Below are 17465 nucleotides of genomic sequence, written 5' to 3'. Positions count from 1 at the left end.
TTTTTATTGGAAAAGCGGAAGCTCTTGCAGTTGGCCATTCTCATCATTAAAGGAGAGTGCATCATGTACAAAATTGATACAAAACTAGCCCAAATTGGAAATCGCAGTGAGACAGCGACTGGAACGGTGAATCCGCCGATTTACTTTTCAACGGCTTACCGACATGCAGGAATTGGGCAATCGACTGGCTATGACTATATTCGTACTGGAAACCCCACAAGACAAATTCTTGAAAAGTCAATTGCTGATTTAGAATACGGTGACCAAGGATTTGCCTGCAGCTCTGGTATGGCGGCCATTTTCACGGTGCTTTCATTGTTCCAATCTGGTGATGAATGGTTAGTGAGCGAAGATTTATATGGCGGCACCTACCGTTTATTGGAACAAGGATTTAAGAAGTGGGGCTTAAAGACGAAATATGTGAATACCTGTTGTCCGGAAGAGGTCGAACGGAGAATTACCCCTTCTACAAAGGCTATTTTTCTGGAGACCCCTACAAATCCCCTGATGCAGCAAGCAGATATTGCCGCAATCTCAGAAATTGCTAAGAGACACGGGGCTTTGCTGATTGTTGATAACACCTTCTATACTCCATTATTGCAGCAGCCCATCCTGCTTGGCGCCGATATTGTCATCCATAGCGCGACTAAGTATTTAGGCGGCCATAATGATGTGCTGGCGGGCCTTATCGTTGCCAAGGGAAAAGACATTTGTGAAGGATTAGCCCTTCATCATAACGGTGCCGGCGGTGTGCTAAGCCCGTTTGATGCTTGGGTGTTAATGCGCGGAATGAAAACGTTAGCGCTTCGAATGGAACGCCATGAGAAAAATGCAAAGGAAATTGTCGAATACCTTTCGAACCATGAAAGTGTTGCAGATGTTCTCTACCCTGGTAAAGGAGGAATGGTGTCCTTCCGATTGAAAGAAGAAACATGGGTAAATCCATTCCTTCAAAATATAGCTTTGATTACCTTTGCTGAAAGCCTTGGCGGCACGGAGAGTTTAATTACTTATCCAACAACACAAACTCATGCCGACATTCCTGAAAAAATTCGCCTGCAGCAAGGAGTCGACAATTGTTTATTACGTTTTTCCGTTGGGATTGAAGATGCCGGCGATTTAATCCAAGATTTAGAGCAAGCTTTAGCAAAAATTACAGAAGGAGTGATTGCTTAATGTCCGGCGCTGAATATAGCTTTCAAACAAAACTCCTTCATAATCAGCACAAAGTCGATCCAACCACTGGGGCTGTAAGTGTACCAATCCAACATGCCTCTACCTTCCACCAATCTGATTTCGATCAGTTTGGCAAGTACGATTATGGCCGCAGTTTAAATCCAACAAGAGAGGCACTTGAGGATGTGATTGCGGAACTCGAGGGCGGACTAAAAGGATTTGCCTTTTCATCAGGAATGGCCGCGATTTCGACGGCATTCCTCCTGCTTTCCGCAGGAGACCATATTGTCATTACAGAAGATGTCTATGGCGGAACCTTCCGGATGGTTGCACAAGTCCTTCCCCGATTAGGCATTGACCATACATTTGTCGATATGACGGATTTAGATGCAGTAAAGCAGGCGATTCAACCAAATACAAAAGCCTTTTATATGGAGACCCCCTCTAACCCATTAATGAAAGTCACGGACATTAGGGCCATTTGTGAGTTAGCGAAGGACATCGATGCGATCACTTATCTCGATAATACCTTCCTCACCCCTGCCCTGCAAAAACCATTGGCGTTAGGAGTCGATATTGTCCTCCATAGTGCGACTAAATTTTTATCAGGGCATAGTGACGTAGTAGCAGGACTTGCCGTCGTGAAGGACGAAGAATTGGCAAAACGATTAGGCTTTTTGCAAAACGGGTTCGGGGCTATTCTTGGTGTTCAAGATGCCTGGCTCGTCTTGAGAGGGTTAAAGACGCTTCACGTTCGCTTGGAGCAATCGCAAAAATCAGCTCATAAACTGGCAGAATTCTTAGATGCACATCCGCTTGTGGAAAAAGTATATTATCCAGGCCTTGTCAGTCATCCACAATACCAAATTCAGAAGGAGCAAGCTGGTGGTCCCGGAGCCGTCTTATCCTTTGAATTGGCTGACGAAGATGCACTTCGAACCTTCCTTGCTAACGTAAAAATACCTGTCTTTGCTGTCAGCCTTGGCGCGGTGGAGTCGATTTTATCGTATCCGGCTAAGATGTCACATGCGGCAATGCCGCAAGCAGAAAGAGAAAAGCGCGGAATTAAAAACAGTCTGATTCGTTTATCAGTTGGGCTCGAAAATCCTGACGATCTAATTAAGGATTTTTCCCAGGCACTAGAATCGGTTAGTGAAAAACAATTGGTGTTACAGCAAGGAGAATTACAATGAGTTTTTTAGAAAAATTAAACAACCAAATCCTAATCGCGGATGGAGCGATGGGAACACTTCTGTATTCATACGGTACGGACTGTTGCTTCGAGGAGTTGAACATTTCTCAGCCTGGGCAAATCCAAAATATTCATAAGGCTTATATTGATGCCGGTGCAGACGTTATCCAAACCAATACGTATGCGGCCAATTATTTAAAGCTCCAGCGCTATGGCCTCGAGGATTCGGTGAAGGAAATTAACAGTGCCGCTGTTAGGAATGCAAAAAAGGCTGCACAAAATAATGCCTATGTGCTTGGGACAGTCGGCGGGAATCGCGGGGTTAAGCCTGATTCTGTGTCGATTGAGGAATTAAAGCGCAGCTTCCGTGAACAATTATATTGTCTTTTGCTCGAAGGGGTCGATGGGTTGTTGCTGGAAACCTTTTACGACCTTGAAGAGCTTGAAACGATTCTTACGATTGCCCGGAAGGAAACGAAGCTGCCCATCATTGCCCAGGTCTCGCTTCAAGAGCCTGGAATTTTACAAAATCAAACGCCGGTTAACGAAGCATTAACGCGACTTGAAGGTCTCGGAGCCGATGTCATTGGACTCAATTGCCGGCTTGGACCGCACCATATGCTGCTGGCACTTGAGCAAATTGAACTCCCAAAGCATGCCTTTCTCTCCGCCTATCCTAATGCCAGTCTGCCAGCTTACACGGACGGGAAGTTTCATTATGAGGGGGATGCGGATTATTTCCGTCAATCTGCGCAAAGCTTTAGGACTCAAGGAGTCCGTCTTCTCGGCGGCTGCTGCGGCACAACGCCGGAGCACATCAGGGCATTTTCTGAAGAACTAAAGAATAGTGTTCCGGTTACTGAAAAGGTAGTAAAATTAAAACCAAAGAAGATTGTCGTAGAGCCTTCTGCTGTAAAAAGGGAGTTTGCTCCCCTTCAGGAAATTGTAAAAGAGCGGCCATCGGTTATTGTCGAATTAGATCCTCCACGGAAGCTGGATACTTCAAAGTTTTTCGAAGGGGCTAAAGCTTTAAAAGAAGCTGGAATTGATTCGATTACACTTGCGGATAATTCGCTTGCGACAGTAAGGATTTCAAATGAATCATTGGGCTACTTAGTAAAGCAGGAATTAGCGATGCGGCCGCTAATCCATATTGCCTGCCGCGACCGTAATATCATTGGCTTGCAATCGCATTTAATGGGGCTGCACACACTTGGATTGAATGACGTTCTTGCAATTACGGGAGATCCGGCAAGAGTCGGCGATTTTCCGGGTGCCTCCTCTGTTTACGATGTGTCCTCATTTGAGCTGATTCAAATGATTAAGCAGCTGAATGAAGGGCTGTCTTTTTCCGGTAAAGATCTAGGGCAAAAGACAGATTTTAGCATTGCCGCTGCTTTTAACCCAAATGTTCGTTCTTTAGAGAAAGCAGTGAAACGATTAGAGAAGAAGATTCATTTTGGGGCAGATTACTTTATCTCCCAACCTGTTTTTTCAGAAGAGAAGTTAATCGAAATCTATGAAAATACGAAACATCTTGACGCACCTATTTATATTGGCTTAATGCCGCTTTTGAATAGTAAAAATGCTGAGTTCCTTCATAATGAAGTCCCTGGAATCAAAATCGCCGATTCGATTCGGGAACGGATGGCTGTGCTGAACGACAACCCGATTCAAGCTGCTAGAGAAGGAATTGCCATTACTAAGTCACTCATTGATGCGGCATTGGATTTATTTAACGGGATTTATTTAATTACACCATTTTTACGCTATGAACTGACTGCCGAGCTCGCTATATATGCACGGCAGCGTGCTGAAGAATTGAGGGGGAACATCATCTATGCCGAAAACACCATTTAATGAGCAGCTAAAAAAACGCATTCTCGTCATGGACGGGGCTATGGGAACAATGATTCAACAGGCCAATCTTAGCGCTTCGGATTTTGGCGGAGAACAGTATGAAGGCTGTAATGAGCACTTAAATTTAACCGCCCCATCAGTTATTGCCGGAATTCATCGCGAATACCTTGAAGCCGGCGCCGATATTATTGAGACGAATACGTTCGGGGCAACAAGCATTGTCCTTGATGACTATGAGCTGGGATTTAAAGCTTATGAGATTAATAAAATTGCCGCAATGATTGCTGTCAAAGAAGCAGTGAAGATTTCCACCGATGTTTGGCCCCGCTATGTGGCAGGATCAATGGGTCCGACGACAAAAACCTTAAGTGTTACTGGTGGTACAACATTTGATGCCCTTGCGGCTGCTTACGAGGAACAGGCAATCGGATTAATTGACGGCGGAGTCGATTTACTGCTGCTTGAAACGAGCCAAGACATGCTAAATGTGAAAGCGGGCTTTGTCGGGATGCAAAGGGCTTTTGAAAAAACAGGCAAAACATTGCCGCTGTTTATTTCGGGAACCATCGAGCCAATGGGGACGACACTTGCGGGACAAACGATTGAATCATTTTATATTTCGGTTGAGCATATGAATCCTGTTGCTGTAGGCTTGAATTGCGCAACTGGTCCTGAATTTATGCAGGATCATGTCCGGTCACTTTCAGGTCTTGCCTCTGTTGCAGTCAGCTGTTATCCGAATGCCGGATTGCCAGATGAAGAAGGCCACTATCATGAAACACCGGAAACACTGGCAAAAAAGCTGTCTGACTTTGCCGCCCATGGCTGGCTGAATATTGTTGGCGGCTGCTGCGGGACAACGCCTGACCATATTCGGGCGATTGCTGAGGCGATGAAGAATTATCAGCCGAGGGAAGTGCTGCAATCCAGTGTTCATATGGTTTCCGGTATTGAACCATTCGTTTATGATGACCCGACACTACGGCCAATTTTGGTTGGGGAACGGACGAATGTGATTGGTTCGCGCAAATTCAAACGGTTAATCACGGAGGGGAAATTTGAAGAAGCAGCGGAAATTGCCCGGGCACAGGTGAAAGGCGGAGCGCATGTGATTGACCTTTGCCTCGCGGATCCGGACCGTGAGGAAATCGTTGATATGGAAAATTTCATCAAAGAAGTGGTTAAAAAAATTAAGGTTCCCTTGGTGATTGATTCAACAGATGAAAAAGTCATTGAACGGGCACTAAAATATTCGCAGGGAAAGGCAATTATCAATTCGATTAACCTTGAAGACGGGGAGGAACGATTTGAAGCGGTTGTACCATTGATTCACCGCTTTGGTGCTGCGGTTGTTGTCGGGACCATTGATGAAGAAGGAATGGGCGTTACGGCCGAGCGGAAACTGGCAATTGCTAAACGTTCCCATGACCTATTAGTGAATAAATACGGCCTTAAACCACAGGATTTAATTTTTGATCCGCTTGTTTTTCCAGTTGGCACGGGTGATGCCCAATATATCGGCTCTGCCAAAGCGACAGTTGAAGGAATCAGGTTAATCAAAGAGCAGCTTCCGGGCGTACAGACGATTCTCGGTGTTAGTAATGTATCCTTTGGGCTTCCGCCTGTTGGCAGAGAAATTCTCAACTCCGTGTATCTCTACCATTGCACTTTGGCTGGACTAGATTATGCGATAGTAAATACGGAAAAACTGGAGCGGTTTGCTTCGATTTCCAAGGAAGAAGTCCAATTGGCGGATTCACTGCTGTTTGATACGACGGATGAAACGCTCGCGACCTTTACTGAATTTTATCGGGGCAAAAAGAAGGAATCAAAGGTAACGGTTCCGGATATGAGCTTAGAAGAGCGCCTAGCCTATTATGTGGTCGAAGGTACGAAAGAAGGCTTGCTGACAGATTTAAACCTGGCCCTTGAAAGCTATCCTGCCCCGCTAGATATTATTAACGGCCCGTTAATGAATGGAATGAAGGAAGTCGGCCGTCTTTTTAATGATAACCAATTAATTGTTGCTGAAGTATTGCAAAGTGCTGAGGTAATGAAAGCGGCAGTATCTCATTTAGAGCCGCATATGGAGAAAGGCGATGTCTCCGCTTCTAAGGGAAAAGTCATTTTAGCAACCGTCAAAGGCGATGTTCATGATATCGGGAAAAACTTAGTTGACATTATTCTTAGCAATAATGGCTACGATGTTCATGATTTAGGAATTAAGGTTACGCCTACCGAGCTGGTTCAAGCCATCCGTGAGGAAAAACCTGATTTTGTCGGGTTATCTGGTCTGCTGGTGAAATCGGCGCAGCAGATGGTGTTAACCGCCCAGGATATGAAAGAAGCAGGAATCTCATTGCCAATTTTAGTCGGCGGTGCTGCCCTGTCCCGAAAATTCACAGATACAAAAATCGCCAAAGAATACGAAGGGCTCGTTCTTTATGCGAAGGATGCGATGACAGGACTGGCGCTTGCCAACCAGCTGCAGTCACCCGAGGAACACCAAAAGCTGCTTGATGAAAAACAAGAAAAGCTGGCTGCAATACCTGTTCCGATTGATTTGCCAAGCCGGTCAGCTGTGTCTGTGGCTGTGAAAGTAAAGCCTTCCGTCTCAACCGAAGTACCGGTCTTTACGCCCATGGATACGAAAAGACATATTCTAAAATCGTATTCGCTGTCCCATATTGAACCTTACATTAATATGCAGATGCTGCTTGGGCACCATCTGGGCGTTAAGGGGAAAATTGCGAAATTGATTGCTGAGAAGAACGAAAAGGCGTTAAAGGTAAAAGAAGTGGTTGATCAATTACTTGTAGATGCCAGTTCGAACAACTGGATTACTCCGGCGGCTGTTTATCGATTTTTCCCAGCACAATCGGATGGGAACAAGGTAATTATTTATGACCCAGAAAATCCGGCCATTATTATTGAAACATTTGATTTCCCGCGTCAGGAATCTGCGCCGCATCTTTGTTTAGCTGACTTTGTAAAATCGGTTGACAGCGGCGTTATCGATTATGTTGGCTTTTTCAACGTGACAGCCGGGAGAGGAATTCGTGAAAAAGCTGACCAATTGAAGGCAGTCGGACGGTTCCTTGAATGTCACGCACTTCAGTCCTTGGCTTTGGAAACAGCAGAAGGTTTTGCCGAGTTAATTCACCGGCAAATGCGCGACCGCTGGGGATTCCCTGACCCGCTTGATTTTACGATGCAGGACCGCTTTGCCGCTCATTATCAAGGCCAGCGATTTTCGTTTGGCTATCCGGCTTGTCCGGATTTAGAGGATCAAAAGAAACTGTTCAAGTTGCTTCAGCCAGAAGATATCGGTGTACAGTTAACTGACGGTTGTATGATGGAACCGGAAGCGTCTGTTTCGGCAATGGTGTTTGCCCATCCGGAAGCAAGGTATTTTAATGTGTTGAGATAAGATTTTGAAGTAATTCCGCGGAGTTAGCATGTACTCCGCGGAATTTTTGGTCTATTTTGGGGCTTTCCGTAACTTGAGCACGGATTCCGCCAAACTTCGTAATGATTCCGCCCAAACTGATTCTTCCAGCAAAAACCATTCAACTAGACTCCTTATCGTGAACATTCCTTGACAATTAATATAAAAAGGAATATAGTTACCTAGGTAATTAATTTGTATATTTGGAGTGAAATCAATCCCTAATGAATAGCCACGAATTATTCCATACGCTGCACCAACTTTCACGACAGCTTACCAATAAACTCAATGAAGCCTTGAAACCATTTGGATTATTTAATGCCCAGTGGGCCGTTATCTTTGTTCTAAATAATAAGGGCTCACTTACCCAAAAGGAACTTTGTGATTACCTTTTTGTCGAAGCACCGCCAATGACCCGTACCATCCAGCGGCTTGTCAAACAAGGATATGTAAAACAAGTTCCAGGCCTAGATAAGCGCGAGAAACATGTTCAATTAACTCAAGAAGCTTTAAAGCTTTATCCAGAATGGGAAAATGCTGTGAATGAAATCAACCAGGAATTACTTAAACATTTCCCATTAGCATCACAGGAGGAGCTTTCCAAATTACAAAAAAGCTGGTTGCACCAGCTTCTATAAAAAGGAGTGCATCTAATGAATAAACCTAAACTTTGGACAAAGGATTTTATCAGTGTTTCTTTAAGTAACTTTTTTCTATTTTTGACTTTTTATATTTTGCTTGTCACACTTCCCTCCTATGCGCTGGATGAATTACATAGCAGTGCGTCACAAGCAGGGCTAATGACAACAGTATTTTTGCTTTCTGCCATCATTTCACGCCCGCTTGCTGGACAATGGATGGAGCGGGCAGGGAATAAAAAGGTACTATTAACAGCGTTGATTATTTTCGCTGCTGCTTCACTCTTTTACTTTTTCCCAAAATCAATTACCGGTTTTCTCGTTGTTCGTCTACTACACGGGATTGGGTTTGGGATGGCGACAACAGCGGTAGGTACGATTGTCGCTGATCTCATTCCCGCTTCGCGCCGTGGGGAAGGAATGGGCTACTTTGTCATGTCGACCAATATGGCGATGGTTATGGGGCCATTTGTCGGATTGTTGGCTATTCAGCAGTGGGGAGCAAAAGTATTATTTATCCTAAGTGTTATTGTCGCGGTTGGTTCCTTGATTACTGGTCTAAGTGTCAAGCTAACGAAAACGGAACAGCCAAATCAGATAGAAGTCCTTTCATCCTTCTCATTCCGAAGCCTTTTTGAAGCCTCTGCTGTTCCGATTGCAGTTGTGGGCGGCTTCCTGGCTATCGTCTATTCTGCCCTGCTTTCATTTGTTTCGATCTATGCAAATGAAATTCACTTGGCAAGTGTTTCAAGTCTATTCTTCGTAGTTTATGCGATTGTACTGTTACTTTCCAGACCGTTTACCGGCAAATGGCTCGATCAGTTTGGTCCAAACGTGATTTCCTATCCATGCCTGGTGCTTTTTGCAATTGGGATGTTTATCTTAAGCCAAAGCGGCGGTGCGGTGACATTTCTACTGTCTGCCGGTTTGATTGGATTGGGCTGGGGTACTCTATTTCCAACCTTCCAAACGATTGCGATTCAAAATGCTGAACCTCGAAAAAGGGGTTTAGCGACAGCTACCTTTTTATCCATCTATGATACAGGGATTGCTTTGGGATCGTTTTTAGTGGGCGTGATTGCCGCGAAAATGGAATATAGTTCTTTATATTTCTATTGTTCGTTCTATGTCCTGATTGGAGTGGTTCTCTTTTACTTCCTTCATACGAAAAAGAAAAACACTTCAGCAAAATTAGAAACTCAACAATCATCGAAAGTACAGGAAATTTAAAAATTAACTAAACAAACCTCCTCCAAATGTTATATAATGGATTGCAACCAACATGGAGGAGTGATTTTTATGGCGAAATCTAAAGCCAAAAAGTTCAGAGAAAGACTTACGCGCGAAGGAAAAATGAATCCGGAAGTAAAGCGAAGTGCATTTGTTTTTTCAGACATGCGCACGAGAACAACTAAGACGAAAAAAGACCACTTATACCAATTTAAACACAAGAACCATCAATCCCAAGACGGATACGATGGTTCTTTTTTATTTCTAAACCATTTCGTTTTCCCAATATCTTAAAACGAGCAGTTTATTTTACATAGCTTATTTGTTGCGTTAGGATAATACTGTTAACTGAAAATTTGGGAGGTTTTGAAATGTATGATGTTGTAATCATAGGAGCTGGACCTACTGGAGCAAGTGCAGCGTTATTTACAGCGAAAGCTGGTAAGAAAACATTAGTTATTGATAATGGTAAAAGCGTTACCAAAAGAGCTTGGATTGAAAATCATTATGGTGTTGCAGAAATCACTGGCCAAGACCTTGTGGAAACGGGTAAACAACAAGCACGCAAATTTGGTGCAGAAATAGTAACAGCTACTGTTACGAACGTAAGTAAATCAGACAACGGTTTTAAAGTAGAAACTGATCAATCGGAATTTGAAGCTAGTCATGTCATTATGGCAACTGGGATGATGGCTGACCTTGCTGAAAAAATCGGCTTAACAACTAAGCCTGGTACTGAACCAAGAATTAAAACGATTCTTGATGTCGATGCGGCTGGAAAGACAAATATTGATGGCATCTGGGCTGCCGGAACCATCGCCGGTGTTAGCATGCACACAATTATTACAGCCGGAGATGGTGCAAAGGTTGCCATCAATCTAATTAGCGAGCTAAACGGCGAACGATATGTTGACCACGATATATTGAAAAAATGATAATTGAATATCATTGAAGGAGACTCAAAGAGGGTCTCTTTTTTTTTCGTTGACAAGGTTACTCCTTCCTTTTAAAATTGCATTATCTTTATTACCATTTTTTGAAAATGTAAGCGAGGATTATTGGACTTATTTTTTCCAGTACTAACATTACATGATCTACTAAGGAGACAATTTATGATCAAAAAAGACAGTAATCTTAAGCTCGTGGTTGCCGGTATCCTCTTGGCGATTTTAATGTCGGCCATGGATAACACGATTGTTGCGACGGCGATGGGAACCATCGTTTCCGACCTTGGCGGCTTTGACAAATTTATCTGGGTGACATCAGCTTATATGGTCGCCGTTATGGCGGGGATGCCGATTTTCGGTAAACTCTCAGATATGTACGGTCGAAAACGCTTTTTTATCTTTGGATTAATCGTGTTCCTCGTTGGCTCTGCTTTATGCGGCATTGCCCAAAGTATTATTCAATTAAGTATTTACCGGGCGATTCAGGGGATTGGCGGCGGTGCTCTTATGCCAATCGCGTTTACGATTGTGTTTGATATTTTCCCGCCGGAAAAGCGCGGAAAGATGACCGGCTTACTTGGAGCGGTTTTCGGGGCATCCAGCGTATTAGGACCGCTGCTGGGGGCCTACATTACGGATTATATTAGCTGGCATTGGATTTTCTATGTAAATGTTCCACTTGGAATTATTTCACTTATTTTAATCAGTCGTTTTTATCATGAATCATTAAGCCATTCTAGGCAAAAAATTGACTGGATTGGGGCCATTACACTTGTTATTTCTGTTGTTAGCTTAATGTTTGCCCTCGAGCTCGGCGGAAAAGAGTATGCTTGGAAATCGATTCAAATCATTAGCTTATTTGCCAGTTTCCTTGTCTTTTTCGTTGCTTTTTTCATTGCTGAGTTGAAGGCGGAGGAACCTATTTTACCGCTTTGGCTGTTTAAGAGAAGGCTGTTTGCGACTTCGCAAATCCTAGCTTTTCTTTATGGTGGTACATTTATTATTTTAACCGTGTTTATTCCGATTTTCGTTCAAGGAGTATACGGCGGCACCGCCAAAAATGCCGGCTTAATTTTGACACCAATGATGCTCGGCTCTGTCGCAGGAAGTTCTGTTGGCGGGATCTTCTTAACGAAAACTTCGTACCGAAACCTGATGTTGATTTCAATAGTTTCCTACGTGTTAGGAATGTTTTTCCTTGGCAGTATGACGGTTGATACTGCCCGCTATCTATTGACCATTTACATGATTCTTGTTGGATTTGGGGTAGGTTTTTCCTTTTCTTTACTTCCAACTGCTTCAATTCATAATTTGGAGCCGCAGTATCGCGGAACCGCAAACTCAACCAACTCGTTCCTTCGTTCGTTTGGGATGACACTTGGCATAACGATATTCGGTACAATTCAGGGTAATTTATTTCAGGATAAACTGAAAGCAGCATTTGCCGGCATGCAGGGTGGAGGAAATTTTAAACTGGGAGATCCACGTGAGCTTTTCCAAGCCAGTAAGCGTGCGGAGATACCTGATTTTATTTTAAGTAAAATTGTTCATGCGATGTCCGATTCAATTACCCATACCTTTATGGTTGCGTTGATTCCGATTGCACTTGCAGCAGTGACAATCTTTTTCATGGGGAAATCCCGGGTAGAAGTGAATAAGCAGCCAGCAAAGAACTGATGAAACAAGCACCTTAAAGGGTGCTTGTTTTTTAGTTTGGCTTAAATCGCGGTGGTTTATCGATTCGCCCATAGAACAGCGGAATTCGCCCATTGGAGGTTAAAATCCGCCCATTGAAACTAGATATTCGCCCATTGAGTGCTAAAATTCGCCCATTGAAGAATATGTTAGAAATTTCGTAACAAATTTCGATAAAATACGGCAGGAAATTCACTCCTTTATTAGAATTTATCTTTAAATTGAAAGGAGTGATGAATTTGATTATCAAGGGAAGAACAAAACCGTTTGTTATGCTTATTTTGGAAGCCCTAGTACGGCGGCTCCCATTGAGCCACCAAAAATACCAGTTAATATTAGAGGAGCTTGGCAGGCGGCAAGCCGGTTACCAGGGGGAGAAATCGCTTGATTATTATTACCGGGAGCTGCCGAACGAGAAATACATGATCCTCCATGATTTAAACCTTCCTGATGGAGACTATAACTGCCAAATAGACACCCTTCTTTTAACTTCAGAATTTGCTCTAGCGATAGATGTAAAACATTTTGCCGGAAAGTTAATTTTTGATACTGAAAATGAACAGTTTATTCAATTCCATAATGGTAAAGAAAAAGGATATCCCTATCCGATTGCTCAGGGAGAAAGACATCAAAAGTACATAAAGAAGCTTCTGGCAAAACATCATTTTCCTCCAGTCCCTGTTGAATATTTAGTGGTTATCAGTAATGGGTATGCTTCCTATGTCGTAACCGGGAACAAAGCCTACAAAGTGAAACCGCGAGTTTGTAAGGCGGATGTCCTCTTAAACAAAATTGAGCTTTTGGAAAAACAATATTCGAATCCGCTTCTTACAGCCAAAGACCTCCGTAAGCTATGCCGCCTCCTATTGAAAATGAATACCATGCCGACCAACTATATTTTGAAAAAATACGGTATTCAAGGATCGGACCTGTTAACGGGTGTCCTCTGTCCTACAAACCAGAACCACACACTTATTCGTAAAAATCAAAATTGGTACTGCCCTTCATGCGATACTTTTTCAAAAGATGCGCATATGGACGCATTGAAGGATTACTTTCTGCTATTTGGTTCGACAATAACCAATCAGCAGTTTCGGGAATTTGCGCATTTGAAATCACGTTACGTAGCAAAAAGAATATTGCTATCTTGTGACCTACAAAGTTTTGGAAATAACAGATTCCGAAAATATACTCCGAAGGACTTCACTTAGTGTGTCTATTATTTACTTGAAATTTACGCGAAAACGAAATCGCCCATTGAATGGCAAAATTCGCCCATTGAACAGCGGAATTCGCCCATAGAAACTGGATATTCGCCCATAAAGCGCTAAAATTCGCCCATTGAACTACCATTGGAGGAGAATTTCACCTATAAAAGCGGAAAAAGGACGCCAAATTCGGTGTCCTTTCCCATTTCTACGAAAAATCAGCTATGCTCCCCACTATTTAGACCTCAAGATCCTTTCCCTCTTCAACAATATGAAACAATAGATGTGCAAGGTGATGAATTGGACCGTATTCTTCTTCCTCTTCGTCAGTTTCTTCATTAAATTCGAGATCATTTAAGAAAAGTGCCATGAATTCGTAAAAGTCCTTCAACTGGAACGAGTAGCAGGCAACAGGTTCTTCGCTTTCCTCTTCGTATTGCAGTACCATATATGAGAGATCACCATCAATGTCTGCAGCATCGAAAAAGACAAAGAAGCCTATATTTGTGTCGAGCTCAAATAAATGCCTTGTTCCGCCTGCGGTTGCCTTTTCAAATTCCTCTTGATTTAGTTTTTGAATCTGCATGCTGTCTACATTATCTTCTTGATGAAAACCAACAACAAATGATTTCATGATATCCTCCTCAGTCCTCTTCCGAAATTTTTAAACACATATTGGTAGGATACCCTTTTTAAATGAAAAAAACCCCCTAATGATTCAGGAGGCTAAAAGTATGAGCACATTAAACTGGAGGATAAATAGGGTGATCTTGAGTAGAATCTGCAACATTAACTGGATTCGCATCATTTACCGGTGCTGCACATACAAGCAAGGCAAGTGAAAATAATACAATTATTGCTTTTTTCATTTAAACTCCTCCTCAAATAATTTTATTTAAATAGTTAACTGCTTCCAAATAGCTTCCTTGTTGACGAAAAAAATCTGAAAGCATTTTGTAAAAACGGGTTAGGTCGTTCTTATGCTCTTTCGTCCCTTCCAAATGGGGAATTACTTTTGCTTCTAAATATTTAAATGCTTTATCAGGAGAGATTATATGGAACAGATAAAAATCTGCCAGTAAGCGGTATTTTTTTATGCCAAGGTCCTTCGCCAAAGAACTGACTACTTGAAAACTCTCTTTCGCTTTGGCTACTTCATTCAGTGAATATTGGATTTCACCAATAGAATATAAAGTCACAAGATAGTGCTGATTTTTGATTGGTTGAAGCGCTAAGCTTTTTTCATAATAATCCAGGGCATCCTTCGGTTTATTCCTTTTATTTTGTAGGAAGCCCATATTGTGATAAATTTGCGGAAGAAGTTTTTCCTCATTTAACAATTCGGCATTACGAATCAAATGTCTAAAACTATCCTCTGCTTCTTCATATATATTAGAGTGGGTGTAGTTAATCCCTAACATCATTAGTGTATGAAGAATTCGGAAGAAGTTATGCTCATTCATAAATAACTGGAGAGCCACTTTTCCAAAATGAATTGCATGCCCAGACTGCTCAAGCGACCCTTTCACAAAAGCACGATGATAAAAAAAATCGGCATTTGACCTTTCATTGCTCGGATCATTATATAAAGCCTCAAGTATTTCGTCAGCTGCTTTATAGTGTCCCTTCATAATTAAACATACAGCATTAAAGTAAGAAAATAAATACTCTTCATGTTGGGAAAAATTTTTCTTTTGTTTAAATAATAAATCCTTTTGCAACTCTGCCTCGTCCAATAATCCTCTAAATAATAGATACCGATATTTATATAGTTCATATAAATGAATATACGTGGAAAAAGGAATAATATCCTCTATTTCTTGCAGCTTTTGATAGACCTCATCTGCCTTATCTTTTAAATAAAAATTAATCTTTTCTCCAAGTTGCTGTAATAAATTATGGATTAACTCCTCTTTTTCCTCGATTTCCTTAAAGTTTATATGTAACCGGCTTAGCAGCAAGGAAACCGTGGCCTCATTGGCTTCTTTTGAGTTGTTTTCAATCTTGCTTAAATGCGGAACAGAGCATATTCCTTTTGCCAGTTCCGTCTGTGTCATCCCTCTTTGCGTACGATAGAATTTAATCAGGGCACCGAATTCCATAATGCCACCCAGCCCCTTTCTTTTCTTACCATTTTACTATATTAGATCCACTATTTACAATTTATTCAGAATATTTTTCCATATTTTAATACTTATCTAGACGACATTAGTAGATAAGATTACAATTTAATAGCATCAAAAACTTGGGAAAATTTTTATATTTATTAAAATTTAGCTAGATTTTCTTTAAAAATATATTTTTTGAAGTCATTTTAAATGTTGTTTCGTCTAAGAGTTAGTAACAAAAAGGAAGGAGACTTCAAAAATGTCTGACGGGGAAATTGATAAAGCAATCTCTTCAACCATTGACCGGGAAGCGGTCCTGGAAATTATCATGGACGCTTATGGGGATCGAATCAAACGTTTGGTCTATTCTTACGTAAAGGATTGGGGAACTGCCAGTGACTTAACCCAAGAAGTATTTGTCACTGCTTATATGAAATTAGAAACCTTTGAAAGAAGATCATCCTTTAAAACATGGATCTTTACGATAGCGGTCAATAAATGCAAGGATTATTTAAAAAGCTGGCATTATCGTAACATGGTTATGAATGAGAAGGTATTTTCGTTTATGAAGGATAAGAGCAAAACGCCTGAGGAACAAGTGTTGCGTAATGACGAAAACCGTGAACTGCTTGATGCCATCTGGGGGTTGCCGCTAAAATATCGCGAAGTATTTTTGCTCCATTATTATCAGGACTTATCCTTACAAGAAATGAGTACAACTTTAGGGATTCCGATCACGACGGTTAAGACTCGTTTGTTTCGTGGAAAAGAAAAATTGAAACGTTTTTTTCCAGCCATTAAAAGGGGTGAAAACCATGGATAATTTGAATGTAAAGGTGAAAGCGGCATATGATCAATTATTTCCAGAGGAATCTAGATTAACAGAAGCGGAAAAACAAAAGATTCGCAAACGGGTCAGCAGCCTTAAAACGAAGCAGCCAAAACGCAAGCTCGAGTTATTTCCAAGGGCGGTTACAATCATTGTGGCAGCATGTTTCTTACTATTTATCGGCGGGGTCATTGGCAAGGAGATTAACCTAGAAGTAACTCAAGACAAAAGCGACCAGCATCAAACAGCTTCCGTTGATGAATTTTACAAAGGTATCAATGTCGGTGATAAAGTAAATGGCTGGGAGCTTGTTTCCAAACAACCCGACGATGCAGCAAAGTCGGATCCATCGGGTCTAAAGAAGGCAACTTTTAAGGGAAATGCCATTTTAAAAGGGGGGATCGTCCTTACAAATGAGTATGACTCAGCTTATCCAAATAAACTTGGCTTTCTCCCTGATGAACAATCAATCAAAATGCTTCCACTGGACGTGGATAAGGGCAAGGTGAAGGAGATAATACTGGATTTTGACGATCAAGCAAGCGTTGAAAAGATATTAAATATCAAGCCGGGGGATACCTTCGACCATACGACGATTGAAATTGATCAGTATACCGCTAATTACAAGGAGGGCGTGGAAATTCCGGATACTGTCCATTTTACCGCTTTGCTTGATATGAATGGAAAAAATATGACTTATGATACTTCTATAACATTAGATGCAAATGGTCAATTGATTCTTTCTGCTCATCTAGAATTAGTTTACAGTACTTTCTCGAAAACATATAAAGATGAAACATTAGCAGACTTAGCACCTGTCGACATCTTCAAACTTTTTTATTATGCCGAGGAGCGGAAGGATTACAAGACGCAGTATGCCCTTTATATGAAGGATCCCGAATATGAGCAGACATTTAAAACAGTGGATGAATATGCAGCAGCAGCAAGTCAGCCGGAAGAGCAAAAGGCTAGTAAAAGCATTTTAGAAATGGTCAAAGCCTCTTCCATTATGGAAAAAATAGATAGTGATTCAGAAGCGCATATTTTCATTTCCAATAAAAATGGATATGGTTTCGGACTTACGAAGAACAAAAAGGGTATCTGGAAGGTCAATTGGATGCCGCTTCAATAATT

Annotated in this window: 16 protein-coding genes; 12 read left to right on the top strand and 4 right to left on the bottom strand. The window is 41.8% G+C overall.

Annotated elements, in window-relative coordinates:
• Positions 1-63 precede the first annotated feature (63 nt).
• The 4 genes from AA980_RS09190 to metH are packed head-to-tail and all read left to right on the top strand — an operon-like array spanning position 64 to position 7658.
• Positions 64-1176, top strand: a complete 1113-nt coding sequence (locus AA980_RS09190; protein ID WP_024029606.1) for a methionine biosynthesis PLP-dependent protein — start codon at positions 64-66, stop codon at positions 1174-1176.
• Positions 1176-2369 (top strand): cystathionine beta-lyase, encoded by a 1194-nt coding sequence (gene metC / locus AA980_RS09185; RefSeq protein WP_024029607.1) that lies wholly within the window; start codon positions 1176-1178, stop codon positions 2367-2369. Before AA980_RS09190 ends, metC begins: the two co-directional genes overlap by 1 nt.
• On the top strand, positions 2366-4228 hold the full coding sequence (locus AA980_RS09180; protein WP_024029608.1) for a bifunctional homocysteine S-methyltransferase/methylenetetrahydrofolate reductase: 1863 nt from the start codon (positions 2366-2368) through the stop codon (positions 4226-4228). Before metC ends, AA980_RS09180 begins: the two co-directional genes overlap by 4 nt.
• Positions 4209-7658 carry a methionine synthase gene (gene metH, locus AA980_RS09175; protein WP_024029609.1) on the top strand — a complete coding sequence of 1150 codons (3450 nt, stop codon included), beginning with the start codon at positions 4209-4211 and terminating at the stop codon, positions 7656-7658. The genes AA980_RS09180 and metH overlap by 20 nt, the downstream gene beginning before the upstream one ends.
• On the opposite strand, the gene AA980_RS27195 is transcribed toward metH, so the two are convergent.
• Positions 7642-7797, bottom strand: coding sequence for a hypothetical protein (locus AA980_RS27195; protein WP_156351201.1), 156 nt, complete (start codon positions 7795-7797; stop codon positions 7642-7644). The two genes, metH and AA980_RS27195, sit on opposite strands and share 17 nt — an antisense overlap.
• A gap of 103 nt (positions 7798-7900) precedes the next feature.
• Between AA980_RS27195 and AA980_RS09170 the strand changes: the two genes are divergently transcribed.
• The 6 genes from AA980_RS09170 to AA980_RS09145 all read left to right on the top strand — a co-directional run bounded on the left by AA980_RS09170 (position 7901) and on the right by AA980_RS09145 (position 13397).
• Entirely contained in the window at positions 7901-8314 is a 414-nt protein-coding gene (locus tag AA980_RS09170; protein WP_024029610.1) for a MarR family winged helix-turn-helix transcriptional regulator, read from the top strand.
• Between the two features lie 15 nt (positions 8315-8329).
• Complete coding sequence (locus AA980_RS09165) at positions 8330-9544, top strand: MFS transporter (RefSeq protein ID WP_024029611.1); 1215 nt, start codon at positions 8330-8332, stop codon at positions 9542-9544.
• A 69-nt stretch (positions 9545-9613) separates the two neighbouring features.
• Positions 9614-9838 carry a hypothetical protein gene (locus AA980_RS09160; protein ID WP_024029612.1) on the top strand — a complete coding sequence of 75 codons (225 nt, stop codon included), beginning with the start codon at positions 9614-9616 and terminating at the stop codon, positions 9836-9838.
• A gap of 77 nt (positions 9839-9915) precedes the next feature.
• Complete coding sequence (locus AA980_RS09155; protein WP_024029613.1) at positions 9916-10479, top strand: NAD(P)/FAD-dependent oxidoreductase; 564 nt, start codon at positions 9916-9918, stop codon at positions 10477-10479.
• A gap of 177 nt (positions 10480-10656) precedes the next feature.
• Positions 10657-12168, top strand: coding sequence for an MDR family MFS transporter (locus AA980_RS09150; protein ID WP_024029614.1), 1512 nt, complete (start codon positions 10657-10659; stop codon positions 12166-12168).
• Positions 12169-12425: 257 nt separating this feature from the next.
• Positions 12426-13397, top strand: a complete 972-nt coding sequence (locus AA980_RS09145) for a nuclease-related domain-containing protein (protein ID WP_024029615.1) — start codon at positions 12426-12428, stop codon at positions 13395-13397.
• 235 nt (positions 13398-13632) lie between these two features.
• On the opposite strand, the gene AA980_RS09140 is transcribed toward AA980_RS09145, so the two are convergent.
• The 3 genes from AA980_RS09140 to AA980_RS09135 form a co-directional block, all read right to left on the bottom strand.
• Positions 13633-14028, bottom strand: coding sequence for a hypothetical protein (locus AA980_RS09140; protein ID WP_024029616.1), 396 nt, complete (start codon positions 14026-14028; stop codon positions 13633-13635).
• A 109-nt stretch (positions 14029-14137) separates the two neighbouring features.
• Complete coding sequence (locus AA980_RS28020) at positions 14138-14263, bottom strand: hypothetical protein (RefSeq protein WP_268926661.1); 126 nt, start codon at positions 14261-14263, stop codon at positions 14138-14140.
• 12 nt (positions 14264-14275) lie between these two features.
• Entirely contained in the window at positions 14276-15496 is a 1221-nt protein-coding gene (locus AA980_RS09135; RefSeq protein ID WP_024029617.1) for a helix-turn-helix domain-containing protein, read from the bottom strand.
• Between the two features lie 265 nt (positions 15497-15761).
• Here AA980_RS09135 and AA980_RS09130 point away from each other — a divergent pair, with 265 nt between their 5' ends.
• Complete coding sequence (locus AA980_RS09130; protein ID WP_024029618.1) at positions 15762-16325, top strand: sigma-70 family RNA polymerase sigma factor; 564 nt, start codon at positions 15762-15764, stop codon at positions 16323-16325.
• Positions 16318-17463 (top strand): hypothetical protein, encoded by a 1146-nt coding sequence (locus tag AA980_RS09125; RefSeq protein WP_024029619.1) that lies wholly within the window; start codon positions 16318-16320, stop codon positions 17461-17463. Before AA980_RS09130 ends, AA980_RS09125 begins: the two co-directional genes overlap by 8 nt.
• The last annotated feature ends 2 nt before the right edge of the window (positions 17464-17465 follow it).

This window comes from Neobacillus vireti (genome assembly GCF_001026695.1).
Classification (GTDB): Bacteria; Bacillota; Bacilli; order Bacillales; family Cytobacillaceae; genus Neobacillus; species Neobacillus vireti.
The sequence above is the reverse complement of the archived record's forward strand: the minus strand, read 5'-3'. Positions and strand labels throughout refer to the sequence as shown.

Coding starts and splice junctions, on each gene's coding strand:
- AA980_RS09160 (WP_024029612.1), top strand. CDS start 9,614: ATGGCGAAATCTAAAGCCAAAAAGTTCAGAGAAAGACTTACGCGCGAA.
- AA980_RS09130 (WP_024029618.1), top strand. CDS start 15,762: ATGTCTGACGGGGAAATTGATAAAGCAATCTCTTCAACCATTGACCGG.
- metC (WP_024029607.1), top strand. CDS start 1,176: ATGTCCGGCGCTGAATATAGCTTTCAAACAAAACTCCTTCATAATCAG.
- AA980_RS09140 (WP_024029616.1), bottom strand. CDS start 14,028: ATGAAATCATTTGTTGTTGGTTTTCATCAAGAAGATAATGTAGACAGC.
- AA980_RS09180 (WP_024029608.1), top strand. CDS start 2,366: ATGAGTTTTTTAGAAAAATTAAACAACCAAATCCTAATCGCGGATGGA.
- AA980_RS09190 (WP_024029606.1), top strand. CDS start 64: ATGTACAAAATTGATACAAAACTAGCCCAAATTGGAAATCGCAGTGAG.
- AA980_RS09170 (WP_024029610.1), top strand. CDS start 7,901: ATGAATAGCCACGAATTATTCCATACGCTGCACCAACTTTCACGACAG.
- AA980_RS09125 (WP_024029619.1), top strand. CDS start 16,318: ATGGATAATTTGAATGTAAAGGTGAAAGCGGCATATGATCAATTATTT.
- AA980_RS09135 (WP_024029617.1), bottom strand. CDS start 15,496: ATGGAATTCGGTGCCCTGATTAAATTCTATCGTACGCAAAGAGGGATG.
- AA980_RS27195 (WP_156351201.1), bottom strand. CDS start 7,797: ATGGTTTTTGCTGGAAGAATCAGTTTGGGCGGAATCATTACGAAGTTT.
- AA980_RS09150 (WP_024029614.1), top strand. CDS start 10,657: ATGATCAAAAAAGACAGTAATCTTAAGCTCGTGGTTGCCGGTATCCTC.
- AA980_RS28020 (WP_268926661.1), bottom strand. CDS start 14,263: ATGAAAAAAGCAATAATTGTATTATTTTCACTTGCCTTGCTTGTATGT.
- AA980_RS09165 (WP_024029611.1), top strand. CDS start 8,330: ATGAATAAACCTAAACTTTGGACAAAGGATTTTATCAGTGTTTCTTTA.
- AA980_RS09155 (WP_024029613.1), top strand. CDS start 9,916: ATGTATGATGTTGTAATCATAGGAGCTGGACCTACTGGAGCAAGTGCA.
- metH (WP_024029609.1), top strand. CDS start 4,209: ATGCCGAAAACACCATTTAATGAGCAGCTAAAAAAACGCATTCTCGTC.